This is a genomic window from Sorangium sp. So ce406 (assembly GCF_051474675.1).
Lineage (GTDB): Bacteria > Myxococcota_A > Polyangia > Polyangiales > Polyangiaceae > Sorangium > Sorangium cellulosum_G.
This window is the reverse complement of record NZ_CP150340.1, coordinates 1,200,027-1,218,764: the sequence shown is the minus strand read 5'-3', so window position 1 is coordinate 1,218,764 and position 18,738 is coordinate 1,200,027. Positions and strand designations below refer to the sequence as shown.

The 18,738-nt window shown below is 69.0% G+C and carries 11 protein-coding genes and 1 pseudogene; 3 read left to right on the top strand and 9 right to left on the bottom strand.

Translation table 11 applies throughout. The features are described 5' to 3' along the window. The first annotated feature begins 372 nt into the window (after positions 1-372). The gene (locus WME96_RS04515) at positions 373-2,334 is read left to right on the top strand and encodes a protein kinase domain-containing protein (protein ID WP_437288945.1); all 1,962 of its coding nucleotides are present in this window, start codon (positions 373-375) and stop codon (positions 2,332-2,334) included. Between the two features lie 8 nt (positions 2,335-2,342). Continuing rightward, positions 2,343-4,040 carry an ATP-binding protein gene (locus tag WME96_RS04510; RefSeq protein WP_437288944.1) on the top strand — a complete coding sequence of 566 codons (1,698 nt, stop codon included), beginning with the start codon at positions 2,343-2,345 and terminating at the stop codon, positions 4,038-4,040. Between the two features lie 32 nt (positions 4,041-4,072). On the opposite strand, the gene WME96_RS04505 is transcribed toward WME96_RS04510, so the two are convergent. The 5 genes from WME96_RS04505 to WME96_RS04485 all read right to left on the bottom strand — a co-directional run bounded on the left by WME96_RS04505 (position 4,073) and on the right by WME96_RS04485 (position 12,063). Then, the gene (locus WME96_RS04505; protein ID WP_437288943.1) at positions 4,073-5,419 is read right to left on the bottom strand and encodes a TfuA-like protein; all 1,347 of its coding nucleotides are present in this window, start codon (positions 5,417-5,419) and stop codon (positions 4,073-4,075) included. Then, a complete protein-coding gene (locus WME96_RS04500; protein WP_437288942.1) occupies positions 5,416-6,597 on the bottom strand; it encodes a YcaO-like family protein in 1,182 nt (393 codons plus the stop codon). Before WME96_RS04500 ends, WME96_RS04505 begins: the two co-directional genes overlap by 4 nt. Before the next feature lie 142 nt (positions 6,598-6,739). Then, positions 6,740-7,540: a hypothetical protein gene (locus WME96_RS04495; protein WP_437288941.1), complete on the bottom strand. Its 801-nt coding sequence runs from the start codon at positions 7,538-7,540 to the stop codon at positions 6,740-6,742. Between the two features lie 63 nt (positions 7,541-7,603). Then, positions 7,604-7,912, bottom strand: a complete 309-nt coding sequence (locus WME96_RS04490) for a hypothetical protein (protein ID WP_437288940.1) — start codon at positions 7,910-7,912, stop codon at positions 7,604-7,606. Between the two features lie 41 nt (positions 7,913-7,953). Continuing rightward, positions 7,954-12,063, bottom strand: a complete 4,110-nt coding sequence (locus WME96_RS04485) for a TOMM system kinase/cyclase fusion protein (protein ID WP_437288939.1) — start codon at positions 12,061-12,063, stop codon at positions 7,954-7,956. Between the two features lie 506 nt (positions 12,064-12,569). On the opposite strand from WME96_RS04485, the gene WME96_RS04480 reads away from it, so the two are divergent. Continuing rightward, positions 12,570-14,405, top strand: coding sequence for a CotH kinase family protein (locus WME96_RS04480; RefSeq protein WP_437288938.1), 1,836 nt, complete (start codon positions 12,570-12,572; stop codon positions 14,403-14,405). A gap of 9 nt (positions 14,406-14,414) precedes the next feature. On the opposite strand, the gene WME96_RS04475 is transcribed toward WME96_RS04480, so the two are convergent. The 4 genes and pseudogenes from WME96_RS04475 to WME96_RS04460 form a co-directional block, all read right to left on the bottom strand. Then, positions 14,415-16,139, bottom strand: a complete 1,725-nt coding sequence (locus WME96_RS04475; protein WP_437288937.1) for an ABC transporter substrate-binding protein — start codon at positions 16,137-16,139, stop codon at positions 14,415-14,417. Positions 16,140-16,364: 225 nt separating this feature from the next. Next, complete coding sequence (locus tag WME96_RS04470; protein ID WP_437288936.1) at positions 16,365-16,802, bottom strand: DoxX family protein; 438 nt, start codon at positions 16,800-16,802, stop codon at positions 16,365-16,367. 83 nt (positions 16,803-16,885) lie between these two features. Beyond that, positions 16,886-17,788: a LysR family transcriptional regulator gene (locus tag WME96_RS04465; protein WP_437288935.1), complete on the bottom strand. Its 903-nt coding sequence runs from the start codon at positions 17,786-17,788 to the stop codon at positions 16,886-16,888. A 71-nt stretch (positions 17,789-17,859) separates the two neighbouring features. After that, positions 17,860-18,630, bottom strand: a pseudogene (locus WME96_RS04460) (hydroxylamine reductase); the annotation flags it as partial. Between the last annotated feature and the right edge of the window lie 108 nt (positions 18,631-18,738).

The following is an 18,738-nucleotide window of genomic DNA, read 5'->3' as shown; positions in this document are numbered from 1 at the left end:
GCACCGCGTCGGGCCGCCCTCGCGTGCACCGGCCCGGGTCGTCACGGCGTCCCCCCTCTCCGACCGCACCCCCTCGGCGAGCGCCGGTGGCCTCTGGCCACCAGTGATGCTCCCACGGCTGTGTCCGTTGGCGCCTCTTGGACCGGTCGAACGAGCCTGTTATAGAGACCGGCGAGGGGCAATGCCTGCGGTCAATCAAACCGGTCCAGGACGACGCGGGGAAGACCTCCACGAGCACGAACTCACGGGCGGCCCACGCTATCGCCGCCCGTCTGCCCTGCTCCACGTGGTCGGCGAGGGCCATCCGGCCGTCCAGGACATCTGCTTCGCCGCATGGAGTCGGACCGACCGCGCGGTGGTGATGCGACCACGATGAACATATCGAACCGTACCATCGCGCAGAAGTACACGCCGACACGCGAGATCGGACGCGGCGGGATGGGCGTCATCTGGGAGGCGTTCGATCAGCTGCTCCAGCGTCCCGTGGCGCTCAAGGTGATGACGCCCGAGCACGTCAGCTCCGACACCGCGCGGCGCCGCTTCGAGCGAGAGGCGAAGGCGATCGCCCGGCTCCGGAACGAGCACATTGTACAGATACACGATTACGGCATCGACGACGATTGCCCCTACATCGTGATGGAGCTCCTCGAAGGGGAGGATCTCGAGAGCAGGCTCGCCCGGGAGCGGCAGCTCTCGCCGTCCGCCACGCTCGCCCTGCTCCGGCAGATCGCGTTCGGCCTGCAGGCGGCGAACGCCGCGGGGATCGTCCACCGCGATCTCAAGCCCGCGAACGTCTTCATGGCCCGGAAGGAGCCCGGGGAATGTGTGAAGCTCCTCGATTTCGGGGTGGTGTGGACGTTCTTCGAGGGATCGGACCAATCGCTGCTGGGATCGAGCGGCAGGGCGATCGGAACGCCGGCGTACATGAGCCCCGAGCAGGTGCGCGCGGTCGTGCCGAATCATCTGAGCGATCTCTGGTCGCTCGGCGTCATCGCCTACAGGGCGCTCACGGGCCGGCTCCCCTTCGCTGCGCGCGGGATCGGTGAGCTGCTCATCAGCATCTGCACCGATCCGTTCCCACCGCCGTCGAGCCTCGTCCCGGACCTGCAGCCCGCCTTCGACGGCTTCTTCGCGCGCGCGCTGGCGAAGGACCCGGCGCAGCGATTCCAGTCCGCGCGCGAGTTCGTGGGGGCGTTCGCGGCGGTGAGCGAGGCCGGCAGCCGCCCCGTCAAGATCCTCGTCGCCGACGATGAGCCGGACGTGGCGCTCATGGTGAAGCTGCATTTTCGGCAGAAGATCCGCGACGGCGTCTACGAGTTCGTCTTCGCCGAGCATGGCGAGGCCGCCCTCCACGAGCTCCGGCGCCACCCAGATATCGACGTGGTCTTGACCGATATCAAGATGCCTGTGATGGATGGACTCACGCTCCTCGGGCGCGTCCCGGAGGTGAACCCGTTTGCAAGAACGGTGATGATGTCCGCCTTCGGCGACATGGGCAACATCCGGTGCGCGATGAACCAGGGTGCGTTCGACTTCCTGCTCAAGCCGATCCATCGTGCCGATCTCGAGGCGACCCTCGACAAGACCATCAAGCATGTCGCGGAGCTGCGGCGGAACGCCCGCTCGGACGAGGAGAACAAGATCCTCCGGCAGTTCACGAGCGCCGCGCTCGTCGAGCGGATCCGGGAGATGGGGCCTGCGATCGCGCTCGCGAGCGAGGCGGTCATGGCCACGGTGGTGTTCATCGATATCTTCCAGTTCACGCCCGTCACGAAGGAGAGGCCTCCGGCCGAGGCCATGCGGCTGCTCAGGGCCAACTTCGAGGTGATCGTCCCTGAGCTCGTGGCGAAGGGGGGTGTCGTGGACAAGTTTCTCGGCGACGCGGTGATGGCGGTGTTCCAGGGGCCGGAGCACCTGTCGAGGGCGCTCAGCGCGTGCGTGATGGTCCGCGCGCAGATGGCGGCCGTGGCGTACCGCGCCGGGGGGAGCTCGCCCTGTACGCAGGGGCTCTGCATCGGCCTCTCCACCGGGCAGGTCCTCTCCGGCAGCGTCGGATCTCAGGCGTACGGCCGGCTCGACTACACGGTGCTCGGCGAGGCGGTCAACGCCGCCGCGCACCTCGCCAGGGCGGCGCGCCCCGGGGAGATCCTGGTCGACGCGCCGGTCCGCGAGGCCGCGCGGGCGCAGTTCGACTTCGAAGAGGTCGGCGCGAGGAGCCTCCTTCCGGGAGCCCCTTCCGTGAGCGTGTTCAACGTGGTGCGGCGAGGTCCGGCCGCGTTCCTCACCGAGCTCGAGCCGACCGTCGCCATGTCCAGGACCACCGTCGTGCCCTAGATCGAGCCGTGCCGACGCTCATCTACAACCCTGGTGGGCCTGACGAGCAGGTCTTCGTCCTCGGAGACGCCGCTGTCACCATTGGCCGCGCCGAGGATCAGGCGATCTGCATCCCGCACCGGAGCCTGTCGCGGAGCCAGGCGCGGATCGAGCCGTCCGAGGCCGGGTTCTTCATCGTCGACCTGCAGAGCAAGAATGGCACGTTCGTCAACGGCGTGCGGGTCCAGCGCAAGGCGATCCGGAGCGGCGACACGATCACGCTCGGAGACCTGGATCTGCTCTTCACGGCGGACGCCGATCCCTCGTCGGAGCCGTCGCTCCGACCGCAGGCGATCCGCCCCTTGACGCACACCTCCATCGGCAAGCTCATGGGCGACACCAGGCCTGGCGGCAGGCCGAGCGCGGAGGCCCGGCTGAAGATCCTGATCGAGGTCGCCAAGCTGCTCCCGGTGTCCGACGACATCGACACCCTCCTCCACAGGGTCCTCGATTTGATCTTCGAGATCCTCAACGTGGACCGCGGCGTCATCCTGCTCGTCAACGAGGCGACCGGCCGCCTCGAGGGCCGCGCGGCGAAGAAGGTGAACCCCTCCCCGGACGATGAGCCGATCTACAGCCAGAACATCGTCGATTACGTGGTCCGCAACAGCGTGGCGGCGCTCTTCGCCGATGCCGTCCTCGACCCGCGCCTCGAGGCAGCGCACTCCGTCATCGCCCAGTCGATCCGCGCCTCGATGTGCGTTCCGCTCAAGCCCAAGGACGACGTGATCGGCGTGCTGTACGTGGACAACCTCCGCGCGGCGCACATCTTCACCGAATCGGATCTGGAGTTCCTCGTTGCGTTCGCGAGCCAGGCGGCCGTCGCCGTGCAGAACGCCTCGCTGTACCGCCGGCTCGAGCGCGAGACGGTGGAGCGCATGCAGCTCGTGCTGGACGCGAAGCTCGCCTCGCTCAGCGGGGTGGTGGCGGGGATCGCGCACGAGATCCGCAATCCGCTGAATTTCGTGAACAATTTCGCTGAGATCGCCGCCGGGGTGGCCCAGGAGCTGGGCGAGAATCTACGCGCGCAAGAAGTCCGGCTCGACCCTGGGGCGCTCGCGCAGCTCGAGGAGAACCTGGCCCACCTGCGCGACAGCATGGCGCGGATCACCGAGCATGGCCGGCGCGCGGACGCGATCATCAAGGGGATGCTCCAGCACGCGCGGCGCCCCTCGGGCGAGCGGGCGCCGGCCGATCTGAACGCGGTGGTGGACGAGAGCGTGCGGCTCGCGCGCGCCGGGGCGCAGGGCGGCGACCTCGATGTGCGCGTCGTCGCGGCGTACGATCCGGCGATCGGGCCGCTGGAGATGGCGAGGCTCGACATGGGGCGTGTGTTCCTCAACGTGGTCGACAACGCGCTCTATGCGATGCGGCAGAAGAGGCGCGAGCGCGGGGCTGGCTACGCGCCGGAGCTCAGCGTCCGCACCGCGGACCGGAGCGATCACGTCGAGGTGCGCATCCGCGACAATGGGACGGGTATCCCGGAGAAGGTCGCGGCCCGGATGTTCGAGCCGTTCTTCACGACGAAGCCGCCCGGGGACGGGACGGGGCTGGGGCTGTCCTTGAGCCGCGAGATCGTGGTGCAGGGGCACCAGGGGACGATGCGGGTGGAGAGCGAGGACGGGGAGTACACGGAGTTCGTGATCACGCTGCCGAAGGGGCGATGACGCCCGCGAGCGCCACGGCTGGGCGCCGCCGGTCAGGACGGGTTGCCTGGCTCGCGCAGGCGCAGGAAGCACCGCTCGCGTAGGACGGCGCGGCGCAGATCGTCCGAGTCGGCGAAACCAGCGCCCCGCGCCCAGTCCTCGATGTCGTCGGGCATCGAGCAGCCCAGGCGCTCCACGAAGTACCAGCGCAGCAGCTCGTCGCTCGTGAGACCCGAGTCAGCCTGGACAGGCTCCTCGAGACCACGGGAGGAGAGCAATTTCCGCTTCTCCAGCGCGCGCGACACCAGCGCAGCGTACTCGCCGCTCACGCGGAGGTGATCGGGGAGGCGCCGGACGATCTCCTGCTCGAACAGGATCTCCACCCGTTGCACCAGCGCCTCATCGCGCAGCAGCGTCGTGAAACCATCGAGATGGAGACCTTGCGATGTCATCCAGGCCTCCGTGTCGGCGGGATCATGGAGGCCGCGCGTCCGGCGGAACTGCTCGGACGTCGCCTTGAGCACCTCGCCGTTGACGGCGAGGCCCTGGCGCCGCGCCTCTGCCAGCGCCAGCGCCCGCATGAGCGCGCCAAGCCGCGCGCCGCGCCACGCCCCGGATACGCGGAGCTCCTCGACGAGCGCCTCGATGAGCACCGGCGCGCGCACGTCCGATCGCCCGGCGTCGCGACGCACCTGCTCCCAGGCGTCGGTATGTTCGAACGTGTACCCCACGCGCTTCGGCCCGATCCCCGCCGCGAGCCGTTCGCGCATGAGGCGAAGCATCGCCAGCGCGTCGAGGCGCTTCTGGTTCACCCGCCCTCCCGGGAGCCACGCGCGGAGCGCGTCGAGCTCGGGCGCGGGTAGCCCCCGCTCCGCGCCGCGGGAGAGCAGCGTCGGGTAGGAGCGCTCCGGGTAGAACAGCTCCTTGGCGATCGCTTCCAGCCCGGCATGCGCTCCGGGCCCGATCACTCCGGCGTCCGCGGCGGCCCGGAGCGTCGCCCGGATATTGACCATGGCCTCGGACAACGTCCGGTAGCCCGCCTCCGGCGGGCCGTGGACCACAGCCACCTCGTCGTCGTCCTCGAGCTCTCCGCTGGCGAAGGATTCGTAGATCGCCCCCACCCCTTCCATTCCGAACGCGGCGAGCTCCGCGGCGCGCAGGGCACCCATGCTGGCGCTGCCGAAGACGTGGATGCCTTGCGACATCGCCCAGAGGATCTCCTTGTGCCACACCGAAGGGACGCGCTCGAAGTAGCCATCGATGATGCCGATCGCGCGCGGCCGGTCGAGTGCGGCACGGTAAACGTCTCCGTGAGCCGCTGGCTGGACGAAGATCGCGTCGAGCTCGCCCCGCCCCTCCTCCGGGGAGAGGGTCGGTCCGGTGAAGATGTAGACCGTCATGCAGCGCGCCCCTCGAGGATCCGACGGCCGCGCGGGCCGGGGACGTAGCCGGGCGCGTCGTGCACCGACTCGAGGCCGGGGATGATCACGCGCGCCACGGCGATATCGAAGATGGGCTTCGTCAGATCGACGGCGATCACCTGCATGATCCCGGCGGCGTGCAGCCGCTGGAGCTCCCACCGGAGGTCCTCGTCGAGCGTGTCGTGCTCGCGCGTGGGGGCGTCACGGAAGCTGCGCGTCGGCCCCTCCTCGGTCATCTCGGCGAGCGCGCTCCGGTTCGCGTCGAGGTTGCGGGAGCGCTCATACTTCCTACGCCCGCCATCGTCACGGGAGCCCGCAACCATGGTGAGCCGGCTCTGCGCAGCCTCGGTGAGCGCCCGGAGGAGCGCCACCTCGCGCGCAGGGTGGCAGCCCATGCCCGACGAGGGGTAGAGCACGCGCAGCGGGTCCTGCTCGCGATCGGCGATCGTGCAGAGGAACGAGGGGATGCCCACGTCCGTGGTCGTCTCCCACACCGCCACGGCGACCCCTGCCCTCTCGTACCGGTCGAGGATCGCCGCGCAGCCGGGATCGTCGACGGTCGCGAGGTCGACGCGGGTCCGTCGCCGCGCCTGGTCGCCGCCCAGGTGCCAGAGCGTCGTCGCGTCGCGCTCGACGACCTCGCAGATGCCATGGCTGATCGCCTCGAGCAGGTGGTTGCCCGAGGCGAGGCCGTTCGAGCTGTTCACGAACGCGCCGCTGCCGGACGGGAGCGGCAGCGCGTAATTGGTGTGGACGAGCTCGTAAGGTACCCACATCGTGCGCCCGGTGAGCAGCTCCCATCCCTCGATCCAGAGCAGGCGCAGGTGATCGTGGAACGATCGCACACCGATCTGCGGCAAAGCCTCGATGTCCACGATCGGGTGCGTGAAGCGGAGCTCGGCGAAGGTCGCCAGCTTGAGCGGCAGCGTGATCGTCTCGGCGTGGTAGAGCTCGATCGACTCCATCAGCCCGGATGCCTTGGCCGCGTCCAGGCTGATCCCCTTCCCTTGCGAGACCGAGAGCGAGCGGGCGTTGGGCCGACAGACCATGACAACGGGGATACCTATCGAGTCGAGCCCGGAGACGTTGGCGATGCGGGTGATGCCCATCACCGGCAAGAGCGGGCGGACCCGCGCGACGGTCTCTGCGGGGGTCATCGCGCGATGCGTGCCGGCGCGGAAGCGCTTCTCCACCGCACCTTCGCGTGCTGGAGTTGATTCGATCGTCATGGTCGCGGCACCATCCCCTGCGCCCGCCTTCGTCGCGCGCGTGGTCTCCCGACGCGCCCCGAGCTGGGACTTACTTCTTCGTTTGCTCCTCGCTCTTCGTTTGCTCGTCGCTCGTGACCTGCCTCTGGCAAGATTGACCTTTGGCCGACGGTTCGAAGACCGTGATGTCGTTGAGGCTCGCGAGGTTGAGCAGGTAGCAGACACAGTCCATCGTGCGGGCTGTCGTGGGGATGTAGGCGATGGTCGTGCCACGCTGGAGCATCTCGAGAACAAAGACGGAGTCGCCAGGGCAGAGGCGTTCTTTCTTCCACTCCGCCTTCGGGACGTAGTACAGCTCGGCCTCGGAATCGGACAACGTGACTGGCTTTATTTTCCCGGAACTCGGGTCTCGCTCAGGCGTATTCAGGAGTGCAAAATTGGCGAGGTAGTAGGCACGCTTTACTTCCAATGGCTCGGTCGGCCCGGAGCTACCAGGTGAGTCGAAGAGGGCGCGCTCCGTTGATTGGATGGCGTTCAACCCGCCTTTCCCTGGCAGCTGCGTCGCCTGGTCGCTCGCTGTCCCTTCCTTCTTGGGGACACCTAGAGGGATGTGCGCCAAAACAGATCGCAATCCGATCAACTGATTGATCTTCAGCCGGTCTTCCTCTGGCAGACGCATCATCTCATTATTCTCTGGCGGATTCTTGAGGTCGACCCTGTTCTTCTTCCAGTCTTTCTTGTTGACATGGTAGATGTTGCCGTCCACTCCGGCAATAATGAGGTCTTGTGCGCCCTCAGGGTGCCTGTCAGGATCGGTACCTTGCGCGGACTCGAGGCGCTCTCTCGGATGCGCGACGATGAAGATATCCTGGTTCTTGGGCTCGATGGTCATAAGTCTTCTCTCGCGAACGATGATTTACAGGCTGCCGGCGCTCAACGGCCGGCGTGCTCACGGCTAGCTGCCATGTCTGTCAGACAGGTGAATCTTCTCTTCTAAAATGCACTCGCGAACATCCTTGTAGATCCGACCGAGCTCTGGATTCTTCGAGATCTGACTCGGTAAATTCTCGTATGCGCTGACATCAGGAACATGCCAGAGGTTCATGTGCGTATAATGGTTGTCCGGCCCGATGATCCTGGAGTAGCAGCCCACGAGCGTCCAGCCGTAAGGCTTCAGGCTCTCGGCGAGCTTCGGGACCAGCTCTATAAACCTGGATCCGTGGTTCGGTTCGAGATAGATATCCACCCTCACATAGACAGTCATGTCCCTCCTCCTTTGTCGCAATCGCGTCTGTCGGCGATCGCTCAGAGATACCCGAACTGTTCCGCGAGCTCGATCCCGCGGGCGAGCTCGGCGCGGGTCGTGCCTTCGTCTCCGCGCTCCCATGCGCCGGCCCCCTGCTCGAGGGCCGCGGTGAGCGCCGCCGGGAGGCGCTGCTGCGTGGGCTTCACCAGAGCGCATGCGCGCTGCACCGCCTCGGAGAGGCGGCCTCCCGCAAGCTCCACGGCGAGGACCGGGAAGAGCGCCGCCCACTGGAACGGATAGACCAACGAGAGCTTGCTCCAGAGGTCCAGCGCGGCCTGGCCGTTCGCTTCCACGCTGCGGGTGTCGCCCTGGCCCCACGCGAGCCACGCCTGGTTGGCGCGCGCCGTTCCGATGTACTCTATCATGTTACCCGTCATCGCGACGGTCAGGCTCTCCGCCGCGCACCGCTCCACGTCTGCGGCGTGGCCGCGCAGCCGCCGGTAGGTGATCGCAAGGTACGTCAGCGCCCGTGACAGGAGCGCCACGTTGCCCACCTGCTTCGAGAGCCGTACAGCCTCGTTCATCTCGCGCTCGGCCTCGCCGAGCACATCGTGAAACAGCAGCGACGCGGCCAGCCCGAACTGCATGAGCGCGTGCTCGCCCAGGTCGCGGGTGGTCGCGGCCGCGTCGCGCGCGGCCCGCGCGTACCGTACGGTCTCCTCCGGCACCATGTAGCGGTCGCGCCGGAAGCTCGTGTAAACGAGCGCCTGGAAGAACTTGGCTCGCTGCATCGGCGTGCCGCGCTCGTCGATGACAGGCCGGACCTTGTCTGCGAGCGCGATCATCTCCGGCACGCGCGCGAGCCAGTAGTAGACCCAGGCCTGGTCGAGCTGGATCTGCACCCACGCACGCCACCACTCGTCGTCCTGGCCGGCGGGAGCCTCGCCGAGCGCCGCCTCCGCCCGCTGGTGCGAGAGGAGCGCCTGCTCGTGCTGATGATGCGTCTCCCAGGTCTTGCCGATCTTGCGGTGGAGGTTGGCGCGCCGGACGCGCTCGCCCTCCGGCCACCGCGCGAGGGCGTCGTCGTAGGAGCGCCGCGCCTCTTCCTGCCTCCCGGCCAGCGTCAGCACGTCTCCCAGGCTCTCGTGCGTCTGGCGCAGCGCATCGCGCCACTCGCCGGCGTCGGCTCCTTGTGCGCCGAGGAACTCGTGGAGCTGCCCGATCGCCGCGCGGTAGAAGCCGATGGCCTCTTCGTTGGCATACACGGCCTTGGCGTGCTCGCCGGCACGAACGAAGTATCGCACCGCCTTGTCGAGGACCTCGGCCCGGGACCAGTGATGTGCCAGGCTCGAGTAGAAGCGCCCCGCGTCCGGCGAGCCGACCTGGCTCGCCTCGCTCATCTCGACCGCCCCGTGGGCCACCACCTCCGGGAGCTTCTCCTCCAGCGCCCTCGCGATCCGTGCGTGCACCTCGACACGCGACCGCTTGAGCATCGACTGATACGCCGCGTCGCGGACCAGCGCGTGCTTGAAGATGTATGCCGCGCCCTTGATCCGCCGCCTGCGAAACACCAGCTCGGCCGCCACCAGCTTGTCGAGGTCCTCCTGCGCCGCGGCCTCATCCAGCGGGCTCACCGCGCGCAGCAGCTCGAACGTGAACTCCCGCCCGATCGCCGACGCCACCTGCGCCGTCTCCTTGGCGCGCCTCAGCCGATCCAGGCGCGCCACGAGCAAGTCGCGCAGCGTCGACGGGATCGCGACCTCGGAGAGCGGCTTCGCCAGCTCGTAGCCGCCGTCCCGCTCCACCAGCGCCCCCGCCTCGAGCATCGTCAACACCAGCTCTTCCACGAAGAGCGGCACCCCGTCCGTCCGGCTCGTTATCGCTTCCAGCGCCTCGCCAGGCAGCGCGCGGCCTCCGGTGATCTTGGCGGCCATCAGCTCGACCTCCGCGCGGCCGAAGCGGCTGAGCTGGACGGCCACCACCGCGGTCGACGGCCATGACGGCGAGAACTCCGGCCTCGCCGTGAACAGCGCCATCACCCGCGCCGAGCCCACCTCTCCGACGAGCTGCACGAGGAGCTCCATCGTGCTCGGGTCCGCCCAGTGCAGGTCCTCGATCGCGAGCACGATCGGTGCCTTCTCGGCCATCTCGAAGAACAGCGAGAGCACGGCCCCCCGCGTCAGCTCGCGCTTCTTCTGTGGCGAGACGTCGAGCGGCGCCCACCTGGCCGGCAGGGGCAGCGAGAGCAGCGGCGCGAAAAGCGGCATCGCCTCCCCGAGATCGAAGCCATAGCGCGAGAGCAGGGCTTCGAGCTGGCTCACCTTCTCGTCGGCCTTCGCCTCGCGCTGCGGATCGAGCATCCGTCCGAGCAGATCGACGATGGGATAGAACGCGCTGTTCGCGCTGTCCGGCGTGCAACGGCTCTCCAGCCAGGTGTGCGGCTCGTCGCGGCTCTTCTCCTCGAGCTCGCGGGCAAGGCGTGACTTGCCGATGCCCGGCTCACCGGTGATCAGCACGGCCTGACCTGCGCCGCCGCGGGCGCGGCCCCAGCGCTCCAGCAGTATCTCCAGCTCCCGCGCGCGGCCGACGAGGGGCGTATCCCGCAGCCCACCGGATACGTTCCCCTCCTGGAGACGAAAGACCTCGACCGGCGTCTCGAAGCCCTCGAGCGAGCGGGTGCCGTCCTCCTCCAGCGCGAAGTGCTTGCGGAGCAGCCGCTGCGTCTCGCCGCTCACGAGGATGCTGCCGGGCTCCGCCGCCGCGCTGAGCCAGGCCGCGATCTTCGGCGTCGTCCCCACGATGTATCCGAGGCCGGCGATCGTCGGGTCGCGCAGCTCGCGCGCAATCACGAGCCCCGTGTGGATCCCGATACGGAGATCGATGCGAGTCTTGCGCTCGGCCTCGAGCGCCTTCCTTCGCCGGACCAGATCCGCCGCCATCTGGCGCGCCGCCTCGGCCGCGCGCCGCGCGGCGTCCTCGCGCGCCGTCGGGTAGCCGAAGTAGAACAGCACGCTGTCGCCCAGCACGCCGGCGACGTGGCCGTTGAAGCGACGGGCGATCATCGTGCACGCCTCCTGCTGGAGGCCGAGGAGCTGATCGAGCTCCTCGGTGTCCACCGGCCCGTGCGCCGTGCTCGACGCCGCCAGGCTGCAGCACACGGCCGTGATCTGGCGCCGCTCGCCCTCGACCAGCCGACTGGAGAGCGCGCCGCCGCTCGACTGCCTGGCGAGCTCCACCGTGTCGGTCCGCATGTCCGGCGCGGCCGGCTGGAGGCGCGCGGGTGCGCTCCTTGACCGCAGACCGCTCACGTCGCACTCCTCGAGCTCGCGCAGGAGCCCCTCGGTCGTGACGTTGCGCGCCGCTGCGTCCTTGGCCGTCGCGCGCCGGAGGATGTCTCCGAGCGGGTGGTCGAGCAGGATCGCAGGGATGGGGACGGGATCGGCGGAGAGCTGGTTGAAGATCACATCAGCCGCCGTGTCGCCCGCGATCACACGCTTGCCGGTCAGGCACTCGAGGAAGACCAGGCCCCACGCATAAAGATCGGATCGCGGGGTCGGAGGCTGACCGCGGAGCTGCTCGGGCGCGGCGTACGCGGGCGTTCCCACAGACTCGTTGGACAGCGTGATCCGCGTCTTCTGCTCGCGCTTCGCCTCCTCCGTGAGCGCCCCGATGCCGAGATCGAGCACAAGCACGTTGCGCCGGGCGCCGGTGGGAATGATCATGAGGTTCGCGGGCTTGAGGTCCCGGTGGATCACCCCCTGCGCGTGCGCGCAGCCGAGCGCGTCGAGGATCTGCAGCATGAAGTGCCGCGCCTCGCGCGCATCCAAGGGGCCCTCCTCGGCGAGGATGTGGGCGAGATCCTTGCCAGGCACGAACTCGAAGACCGAATAGACGACAGCCTCGTCCGCCTGGCCCGAGTCGATGAGGCGGACGATGTTGGGGTGGTGGAGCTGCCCGCAGAGCTGCATTTCAAGCTGGAAGCGCGCGACGCGCTTCTCGCGCGCCTGCGCCGCGCCGCTCGACCCGAGCTGCAGCACCTTGATGGCCACGAACTGGCCCGTCGCCAGTTGCCGCGCCTTGTAGATGGTGCCGAAGCCGCCTTCACCCAGCTCGGCGAGAATCTCGTATCGGTCCCCGAGCACCGCGCCGATCTTCTGTCGAGAGTCCAAGCTCGCCCCCGCCTCCACGTCGCGCGTCAAGCACCACGTAGAGCCACATCTTCTACCTGGAAGGAGTTTAGCCTACAAGGAATTTGGTCAGCAGGACCACGTTTGTCCTTGCTGAAATCGGCGTTGGCTGTTCTCTCCCGTGCTGGTTGTCGTCGCGGCGGTGGGTGAGCGTTCGAACAGCAGACAACGCGCCGCGCCAGAGGATCGAGGGCGGGCTGGCGGCATGCGCGGCCAGCGCCGCGTCAGCCCACCTTGGCGCATCGGGTGGTGAGTGTCCGGTGGTGACCGATCTGCTGACGTCTCGTGATCTTGGCCGTCAGGGTATCCCACGTTGTCTCCATCTGCTCCACTGTAGGACCGTAGATGCAGAAGAAGAGTCTGTCGCGCCCAGCCTCCCGGCGAGCGCCTCTCCGGATGTTTCACCGAGCCGACCGCGCGTCTTCGGGATGCACATCAACTCGAGGAGACGTGCAAGCAGCGAACAACCCATGTAAAAGAGACGGAACGTGAGAACGTCATTCCAACATTCCTCGAGCTGGACCGGTCCGCTCGCGATATCCCTTGCGCTGCTCGCCGCGTGCGGCGACTCCACCGAGGATCCCCGGCCGAGCGGCAGCAGCGTCGGCGGCTCGGGTGGCGCATCTGGCACCGGCGGCCTGGGCGGCGCCGGCTCCGGCCCCGGCTCCGGCGGCTCCGGCGGGGAGCAGCCCTCGCCCCCCGATGCCGCAGCGCCACTCTTCGCCGGCACGAGCGTCCCGCGGTTCGACATCACGCTCTCTCGGGCCTCGATCGATCAGCTCGACGCGATACCCGACGAGTACGTCCCCGGGCAGCTCACGGTGACGCTGGACGGCGAGGTCATCGAGCTCTCCGAGATCGGCGTGCGGCTCAAGGGCGAGCACGGGTCGTTCCGGACCCTGGACCAGAAGGCCGCCTTCCTGCTGAAGTTCGACGAGTTCACCGACGACCAGACCCTGCTCGGGGTGGAGAAGCTCGCGCTCAACAACATGGTCCAGGACCACAGCATGATCCACGAGCGCCTGGCCTACGCGCTGTTCCGCGCGATGGACGTGCCCGCGGCGCGCTCGGCCCACGCGACGGTCTGGCTGAACGGCTCGCTCTACGGCCTGTACACCACCGTGGAAGCAGCGGATAACCCTCGCTTTCTGGACCGCTGGCTCGGCGACCACGAGGGCAACCTGTACGAGGGGGCGTACGGGAGCGATCTCGAGCCCCAGCTCATCGACACCTTCGATCAGGACAACGGCGACGACGTCGCGTTCGCCGATCTCGTCGAGCTCGTCGAGGCGCTCGACGGCATGAACGACCCGGACACGTTCCTCGCCGACGCGTCGCAGCGCATCGACATGGAGCGCTACCTCGCGTTCGCGGCCACCGAGACCTTCATCGGCCACTGGGACGGCTATGTCTGGCTGCGCAACAACTACTTCATCGCGCGGCGCCCGGACGACGGCCGCTGGACCTTCCTGCCGTGGGGCCTCGATCAGACCTTCGAGGACGACCTCTACCCCTTCGGCGGCGTCGCCCGCCTCGAGCAGATGTGCACCGCCTCGCCGCCGTGCCGGCGGGCGCTCACGGCGGCGTTCGAGCGCGTCCTCGAGCGCGCGTCGGAGCTCGACCTGGCGAGCGACGCCGAAGCGGCGCGCGCGCTCATCTGGCCCCACGTGCTCGAGGATCCGCGCCTGGACACGAGCCCCGAGGACGTCGGCGCGTACATCGACGCCACCATCGCTTTCCTGAACGACCGCCCCGCCAGCGTGCGGGCGGGGCTCGCGTGCGAGGACCCCGCCGGGATCGACGCGGACGGCGACCTCTCCTCCGGCTGCGACGTGGACTGCGACGACAACGACGCCTCGGCGTACCCGGGCGCCCCCGAGCTGTGCGACCTGGTCGACAACGACTGCGACGGGGTCGTGGACGACGATCCGTCGTGCCCGCATTGCGCCCCGCACCCGCTGCCCGACGGCGGCGCCCTCGCGCTCTGCTTCAGGCCCGCGACGTGGGAAGATGCGGAGCGCGACTGCATCGCGCAGGACGGGCACCTCGTGTCCATCCACGACAGGGAGACGCAGGATCTCGTGTTCTCGGCCGCCTCCGAGGTCCAGCAGGGCGACTGGTGGATCGGGCTCACCGACGCGGAGTCCGAGGGCGACTTCGCGTGGACCGACGGCACGCCGCTCGACTACGACCGCTGGAACGGCGGCGAGCCGAACGACGCCGGCCGCGGCGAGGACTGCGTGCAGCTCGCGAACGGGGCCAGCGGTCGCTGGAACGACATGCCCTGCGACGCCGAGCTGCCCTACATCTGCAGGCTGCCCTGACGCCCGGGATCACCTCGGCCTGAGCTCGGTCAGGACGAGCAGGTACTCCGGCGGGTTGTTCGGCGACAGCTTGGCGTACGGGTTCTCCCGGGTGGGGAAGCCCGTGAAGCGCTTCGTGTTGTACTCGCCCCAGGACGGGTTCTTGAAGAGCGGTATCACCGGCGCGTTCTGCGCGTAGAGCATCTGCACCTCGTCGAGGATGCGCTTCTGCTCGGCGAACTCCGTCGCCGACTCGAACTGCTGGAGCAGCTTGTCGACCTCCCTGTCGCCGTAACGGTGCCAGTTGCGCGCGCTCGCCTCGCCGACGGGCTTCACGAGCTCCGCGGACATGAGCTCGCGGTAGTAGTTGTAGGGCGTGGGCTCGACGACCGTCCACCCCATCGACATGTCGAACGTGCCCTTCTGGAGCGCCTCGAAGAACGCGCTGAAGTCGTACGCCTTGAGCGAGGCGTCGATGCCGAGCTGCTTCAGGTTCTGCGCGATGATCTGGACAGCGCGGACCCAGTCGGACCAGCCGGTGACGACGTTGATCTCGAAGCGCATCGGCTTGCCGTCCTTCACCCGGATCCCGTCCGGGCCCACGGTGCATCCGGCCTCGTCGAGGAGCTGCTTCGCCCTGGCCACGTCGAGCTTCACCCAGTCGCCCGACGCCACGGCCTTCGGGTTGCGCCAGCGGTCGTAGGAGTCGTCGAGCCCGGTCGCGTCCGCCGGCTGGGTGTAGTCGTTGGACGCGATCTTGACGATCTGCGCCCGATCGATGCCCATGCTGATCGCCTTGCGCACGCGCGCGTCGTCGAACGGCTTCTTCGTGCTGTTCGGGTAGAGCGTGGCCATGCCGCCGACGAGCGGGAACCAGTAATGGTGGTTCGCCGGGTCCTTGGCGACATAGACCTTCTCGATCTCGGGGACGAACGCGCCCGCCCAGTCGACCTCGCCGTTGATGATCGCCAGGCTGATCTGGTCGTTGCCCGGGTACGCCGGGAAGCGGAGCCCGTCGACGGCCGGCTTCCCCTGCTGCCAGTAGTTCGGGTTCTTGCCGAGCTCGTAGACCTGGTTCTGGAAGACCTTCACCTCGGTGAACGGGCCTGTCGCCACGGGGTTCTCGTTCGCGTACGTCACCGGGTCGGCGACGTCCTTCCACTTGTGCTCCGGCACGATCGGCTGGTGGCCGATGTAGCTGAGCCCCGGGACGTAAGCCCGCGCCAGCGCGAACTCGACGGTCGCGTCGTCCGTCGCCTTCACGGACTCGACGAACTTCCACACCCCCGAGAGGTCGAGCGCGGGGTGCTTCTTCAGGAGCGCGAACGTGAACGCCACGTCCTTCGCCGAGAACGGCTGCCCGTCCGACCACTTGACGCCGGATCGGGTCGTGAAGGTGAGCTTCTTGTTCCCGTCGCTCCACGCGTACTTCGTCGCGAGCCACGGCGTGTACTCGCCCTTCATCGTGTTGAAGACGAGCATCGGCTCGTAGATGCCGGCGAGCGTGGGAAAACGGACGCTCCCCTCGGCGAGCAGCGGGTTGAAGTTGCGCACCCAGGAGGCCTGCTGCTCCCTGGAGATCGTGACGAACGCGGCGCCCTTCTGCGCCGGCGCCGCGCCCTGCGGCGCGGCCCCCGAGGCGCTCGGGCCGGGCGCGGGCCGCGCCTCGTCCCTGGAAGGACAGCCCGCGACGCCGGCCGAGAGGGCCAGCGCCGCCAGCGCGAACACGCGGCGCGTCATGGTTCGAGTCTTCATCGGCATGCTCCACGCGGGCGATTCGTCCCCGCGACAGTCCACGTCAGCCCCATCAGGCGGCGCCGCCGCCCGGTACGGCAAAACCATGCGACGTCGGACCGCCCCTCGCGTCGAAACGCGACCCATCAGGGCGCGGACTTTACCGGTTCACCTCGGAGCATGTCAACCTGCAGAAGGCCAGTGTCCCCGGGCCCGCCCGCGGGAGCGGGCCCGGGCGGCGCCGAGCTACGCGCGCTGCCGCCGCCCCAGGGCGAACGCGCCGTCGCCGAGGAGGGCCTGCGCGCCGAGCGCGATCATGAGGAAGGCGACGTACTCCCAGCCGCCCCCCTGACCGGAGAACATCCAGCCGTTGGGGAGGTGCACGAGCAGCGCGCCGGCCATCACCGGCAAGAGCGCCAGCGCGACAAGGCGCGTCCTGAACCCGGCCAGCAGCGCCAGGCCGCCGAGCAGCTCGGCGAGGAACACCGGGTACGCCGTCCAGCCCGGGAAGCCGCTCGCGGCGAAGAACGCCGCGGTGCCCGGCATCGTGAACACGAGCGGCTTGGCGAGCGCGTGCGCCAGGAACACGGCGCCGAGGCCGAGGCGCAACGTGAGCGCGGCCAGGTCGGCCGAGCGGGGGACAGAGAGGGTGGTGTCGAGACGGTGAATGAGTGTTTGTTCCATGGCTCGATGAATAAGCCGCGGAGCCGCGGCGCGGTAGAGCGCGCTCGGGAACGAATTGTTCTCGCAGAAGAACGATCTGCCGGCTACGCCCACGACGTCCCGCGGAACGCGGCCGCCAGGAAGTCGATGAGCCGCCGCACCCGCGCGGGCGGGCGCCGGCCGGCGGCGTGCACCGCGTAGACGCCCATCGGCCGCGGCGCGAACCGCTCGAGCAGCGCGACGAGGCGCCCGACCCGGAGGTCCTCGTCGACCATGAAGCGCGGCAGCACCGCGAGGCCGACGCCGGCCACGGCCGCCTCGCGCAGCGCCGTGCCGTTGTTCGCCGTGAGCGGGCCCGTGACGGGGACGGCGATGCGCCCCGAGGCGCCGTAGAAGCGCCACTCGTCCTCGACGCGCAGGTGGAGGTAGCGCAGGCAGTCGTGGCCCAGCAGATCCCCCGGCTGCTCGGGCCGCCCCCGCCGCTCGAGGTAGTCCGGCGCGCCGACCACGTTCAGCGACGTCACGGCGATCTGGCGCGCGACGAGGCTCGAGTCCCTGAGCTTCGTGATCCGGATGGCGAGGTCGACGCGCTCCTCCACGAGGTCGACCAGCCGGTCGTTCAGCGCGAGCTCGACGTGCGCCCCCGGGGTCGCCCTGAGGAACCGGGCGAGCGGCTGCGCCAGGTACATCTGCGCGAAGCTGACCGGCGCGTTGAGCCGGATCCGGCCTCGGTCGGCGTCGGAGGCGCCCCGCACCGCCGCCGTGGCCTCCTCGAGCACGCGGGCGCAGCGCGCGTAGAGGTTCATGCCGGCGTCCGTGACGGTGAGCTTGCGCGTCGTGCGCACGAGCAGCCGCTCGCCGAGGCGCTCCTCCAGGCGCGCGACCCGGGTGCTCACCATCGACTTCGACACCCCGAGCTCGGCCGCGGCCGCGGTGAAGGATCGGCGCTCCACGACGCGCGCGAAGCAGAGCATGCCGGGGAGATCGTCGAAGAGCGGGTCGATCATGCGCCCACTGTGCGCGAGGGCGCGAACTGTTCGCAACCGAGAACAACCCGCGACGCGGGCGCGCGGTCGACTCAGGCGCTCGCGGGCGCCCGGTGGAGCTGGAGCAGGTCGACCGAGGGCGCCCTGCCGGTCAGCCGGAGGTCGTAGCGCTCCTGGAGCAGCCGCAGCACGTTCGGCGAGAGGAAGGCCGGCAGGCGCGGCCCGAGCACGATGCCCTTCACGCCCAGGCTGAGCAGCGTGAGGAGCACCGCCACCGCCTTCTGCTCGAGCCACGAGATCACCAGCGTGAGGGGCAGATCGTTCACCCCGCAGCCGAACGCCTCGGCGAGCGCGCTGGCCACGCGGATGGCGCCATAGGCGTCGTTGCATTGCCCCATGTCGAGGAGCCGCGGCAAGCCGAGGTGCGTGCCGTGGTCCTGGTTGCGAATACGGTACTTGCCGCAGCCGAGCGTCAGGATGAACGAGTCCGCCGGGGTCTGCGCCGCGTAGTCCGTGTAATAGCTGCGCGCCGCCGCGGGCCCGTCGCAGCCGCCGATCAGGAAGAACCGGCTGATCTGCCCGGCCTTCACCGCGTCCACGATCGCGCCGGCGTGCGCGAGGATCGCCTCGTGATGGTAGCCGACCTCCGTCTCGCGGACGAGCTCGTCGGGCAAGGGCGGGCTCGCGAGCGCCATCCGGATGACCTCGGAGAAGTCGCTGCCCTTCACGCGCCGGCCGCCGGGCACCGCGGTGACGCCGGCGGTGAACAGGCGCTCGCGGGAGGCTTCCCTCGGGACGAGCACGCAGTTCGAGGTCATCAGGATCGGCCCCGAGAACGCCACGAACTCGGCCTTCTGGTTCTGACCTCGGCGGCGATGCGCGGCGGAACCCGAGATCGCCGCCGCTGCGCCGCGCCGCGCCGGCGCGGCGCAAGCGCGGCGCGCGGGCGCAAACGGTGCAGCCCGGGACGG

What these genes read in the sequence shown, in the direction of transcription:
- WME96_RS04500 (WP_437288942.1), bottom strand. Translation starts at nt 6,597, where the DNA reads ATGACCCCCGCAGAGACCGTCGCGCGGGTCCGCCCGCTCTTGCCGGTG.
- WME96_RS04505 (WP_437288943.1), bottom strand. Translation starts at nt 5,419, where the DNA reads ATGACGGTCTACATCTTCACCGGACCGACCCTCTCCCCGGAGGAGGGG.
- WME96_RS04515 (WP_437288945.1), top strand. Translation starts at nt 373, where the DNA reads ATGAACATATCGAACCGTACCATCGCGCAGAAGTACACGCCGACACGC.
- WME96_RS04495 (WP_437288941.1), bottom strand. Translation starts at nt 7,540, where the DNA reads ATGACCATCGAGCCCAAGAACCAGGATATCTTCATCGTCGCGCATCCG.
- WME96_RS04470 (WP_437288936.1), bottom strand. Translation starts at nt 16,802, where the DNA reads ATGGAACAAACACTCATTCACCGTCTCGACACCACCCTCTCTGTCCCC.
- WME96_RS04465 (WP_437288935.1), bottom strand. Translation starts at nt 17,788, where the DNA reads ATGATCGACCCGCTCTTCGACGATCTCCCCGGCATGCTCTGCTTCGCG.
- WME96_RS04490 (WP_437288940.1), bottom strand. Translation starts at nt 7,912, where the DNA reads ATGACTGTCTATGTGAGGGTGGATATCTATCTCGAACCGAACCACGGA.
- WME96_RS04475 (WP_437288937.1), bottom strand. Translation starts at nt 16,139, where the DNA reads ATGAAGACTCGAACCATGACGCGCCGCGTGTTCGCGCTGGCGGCGCTG.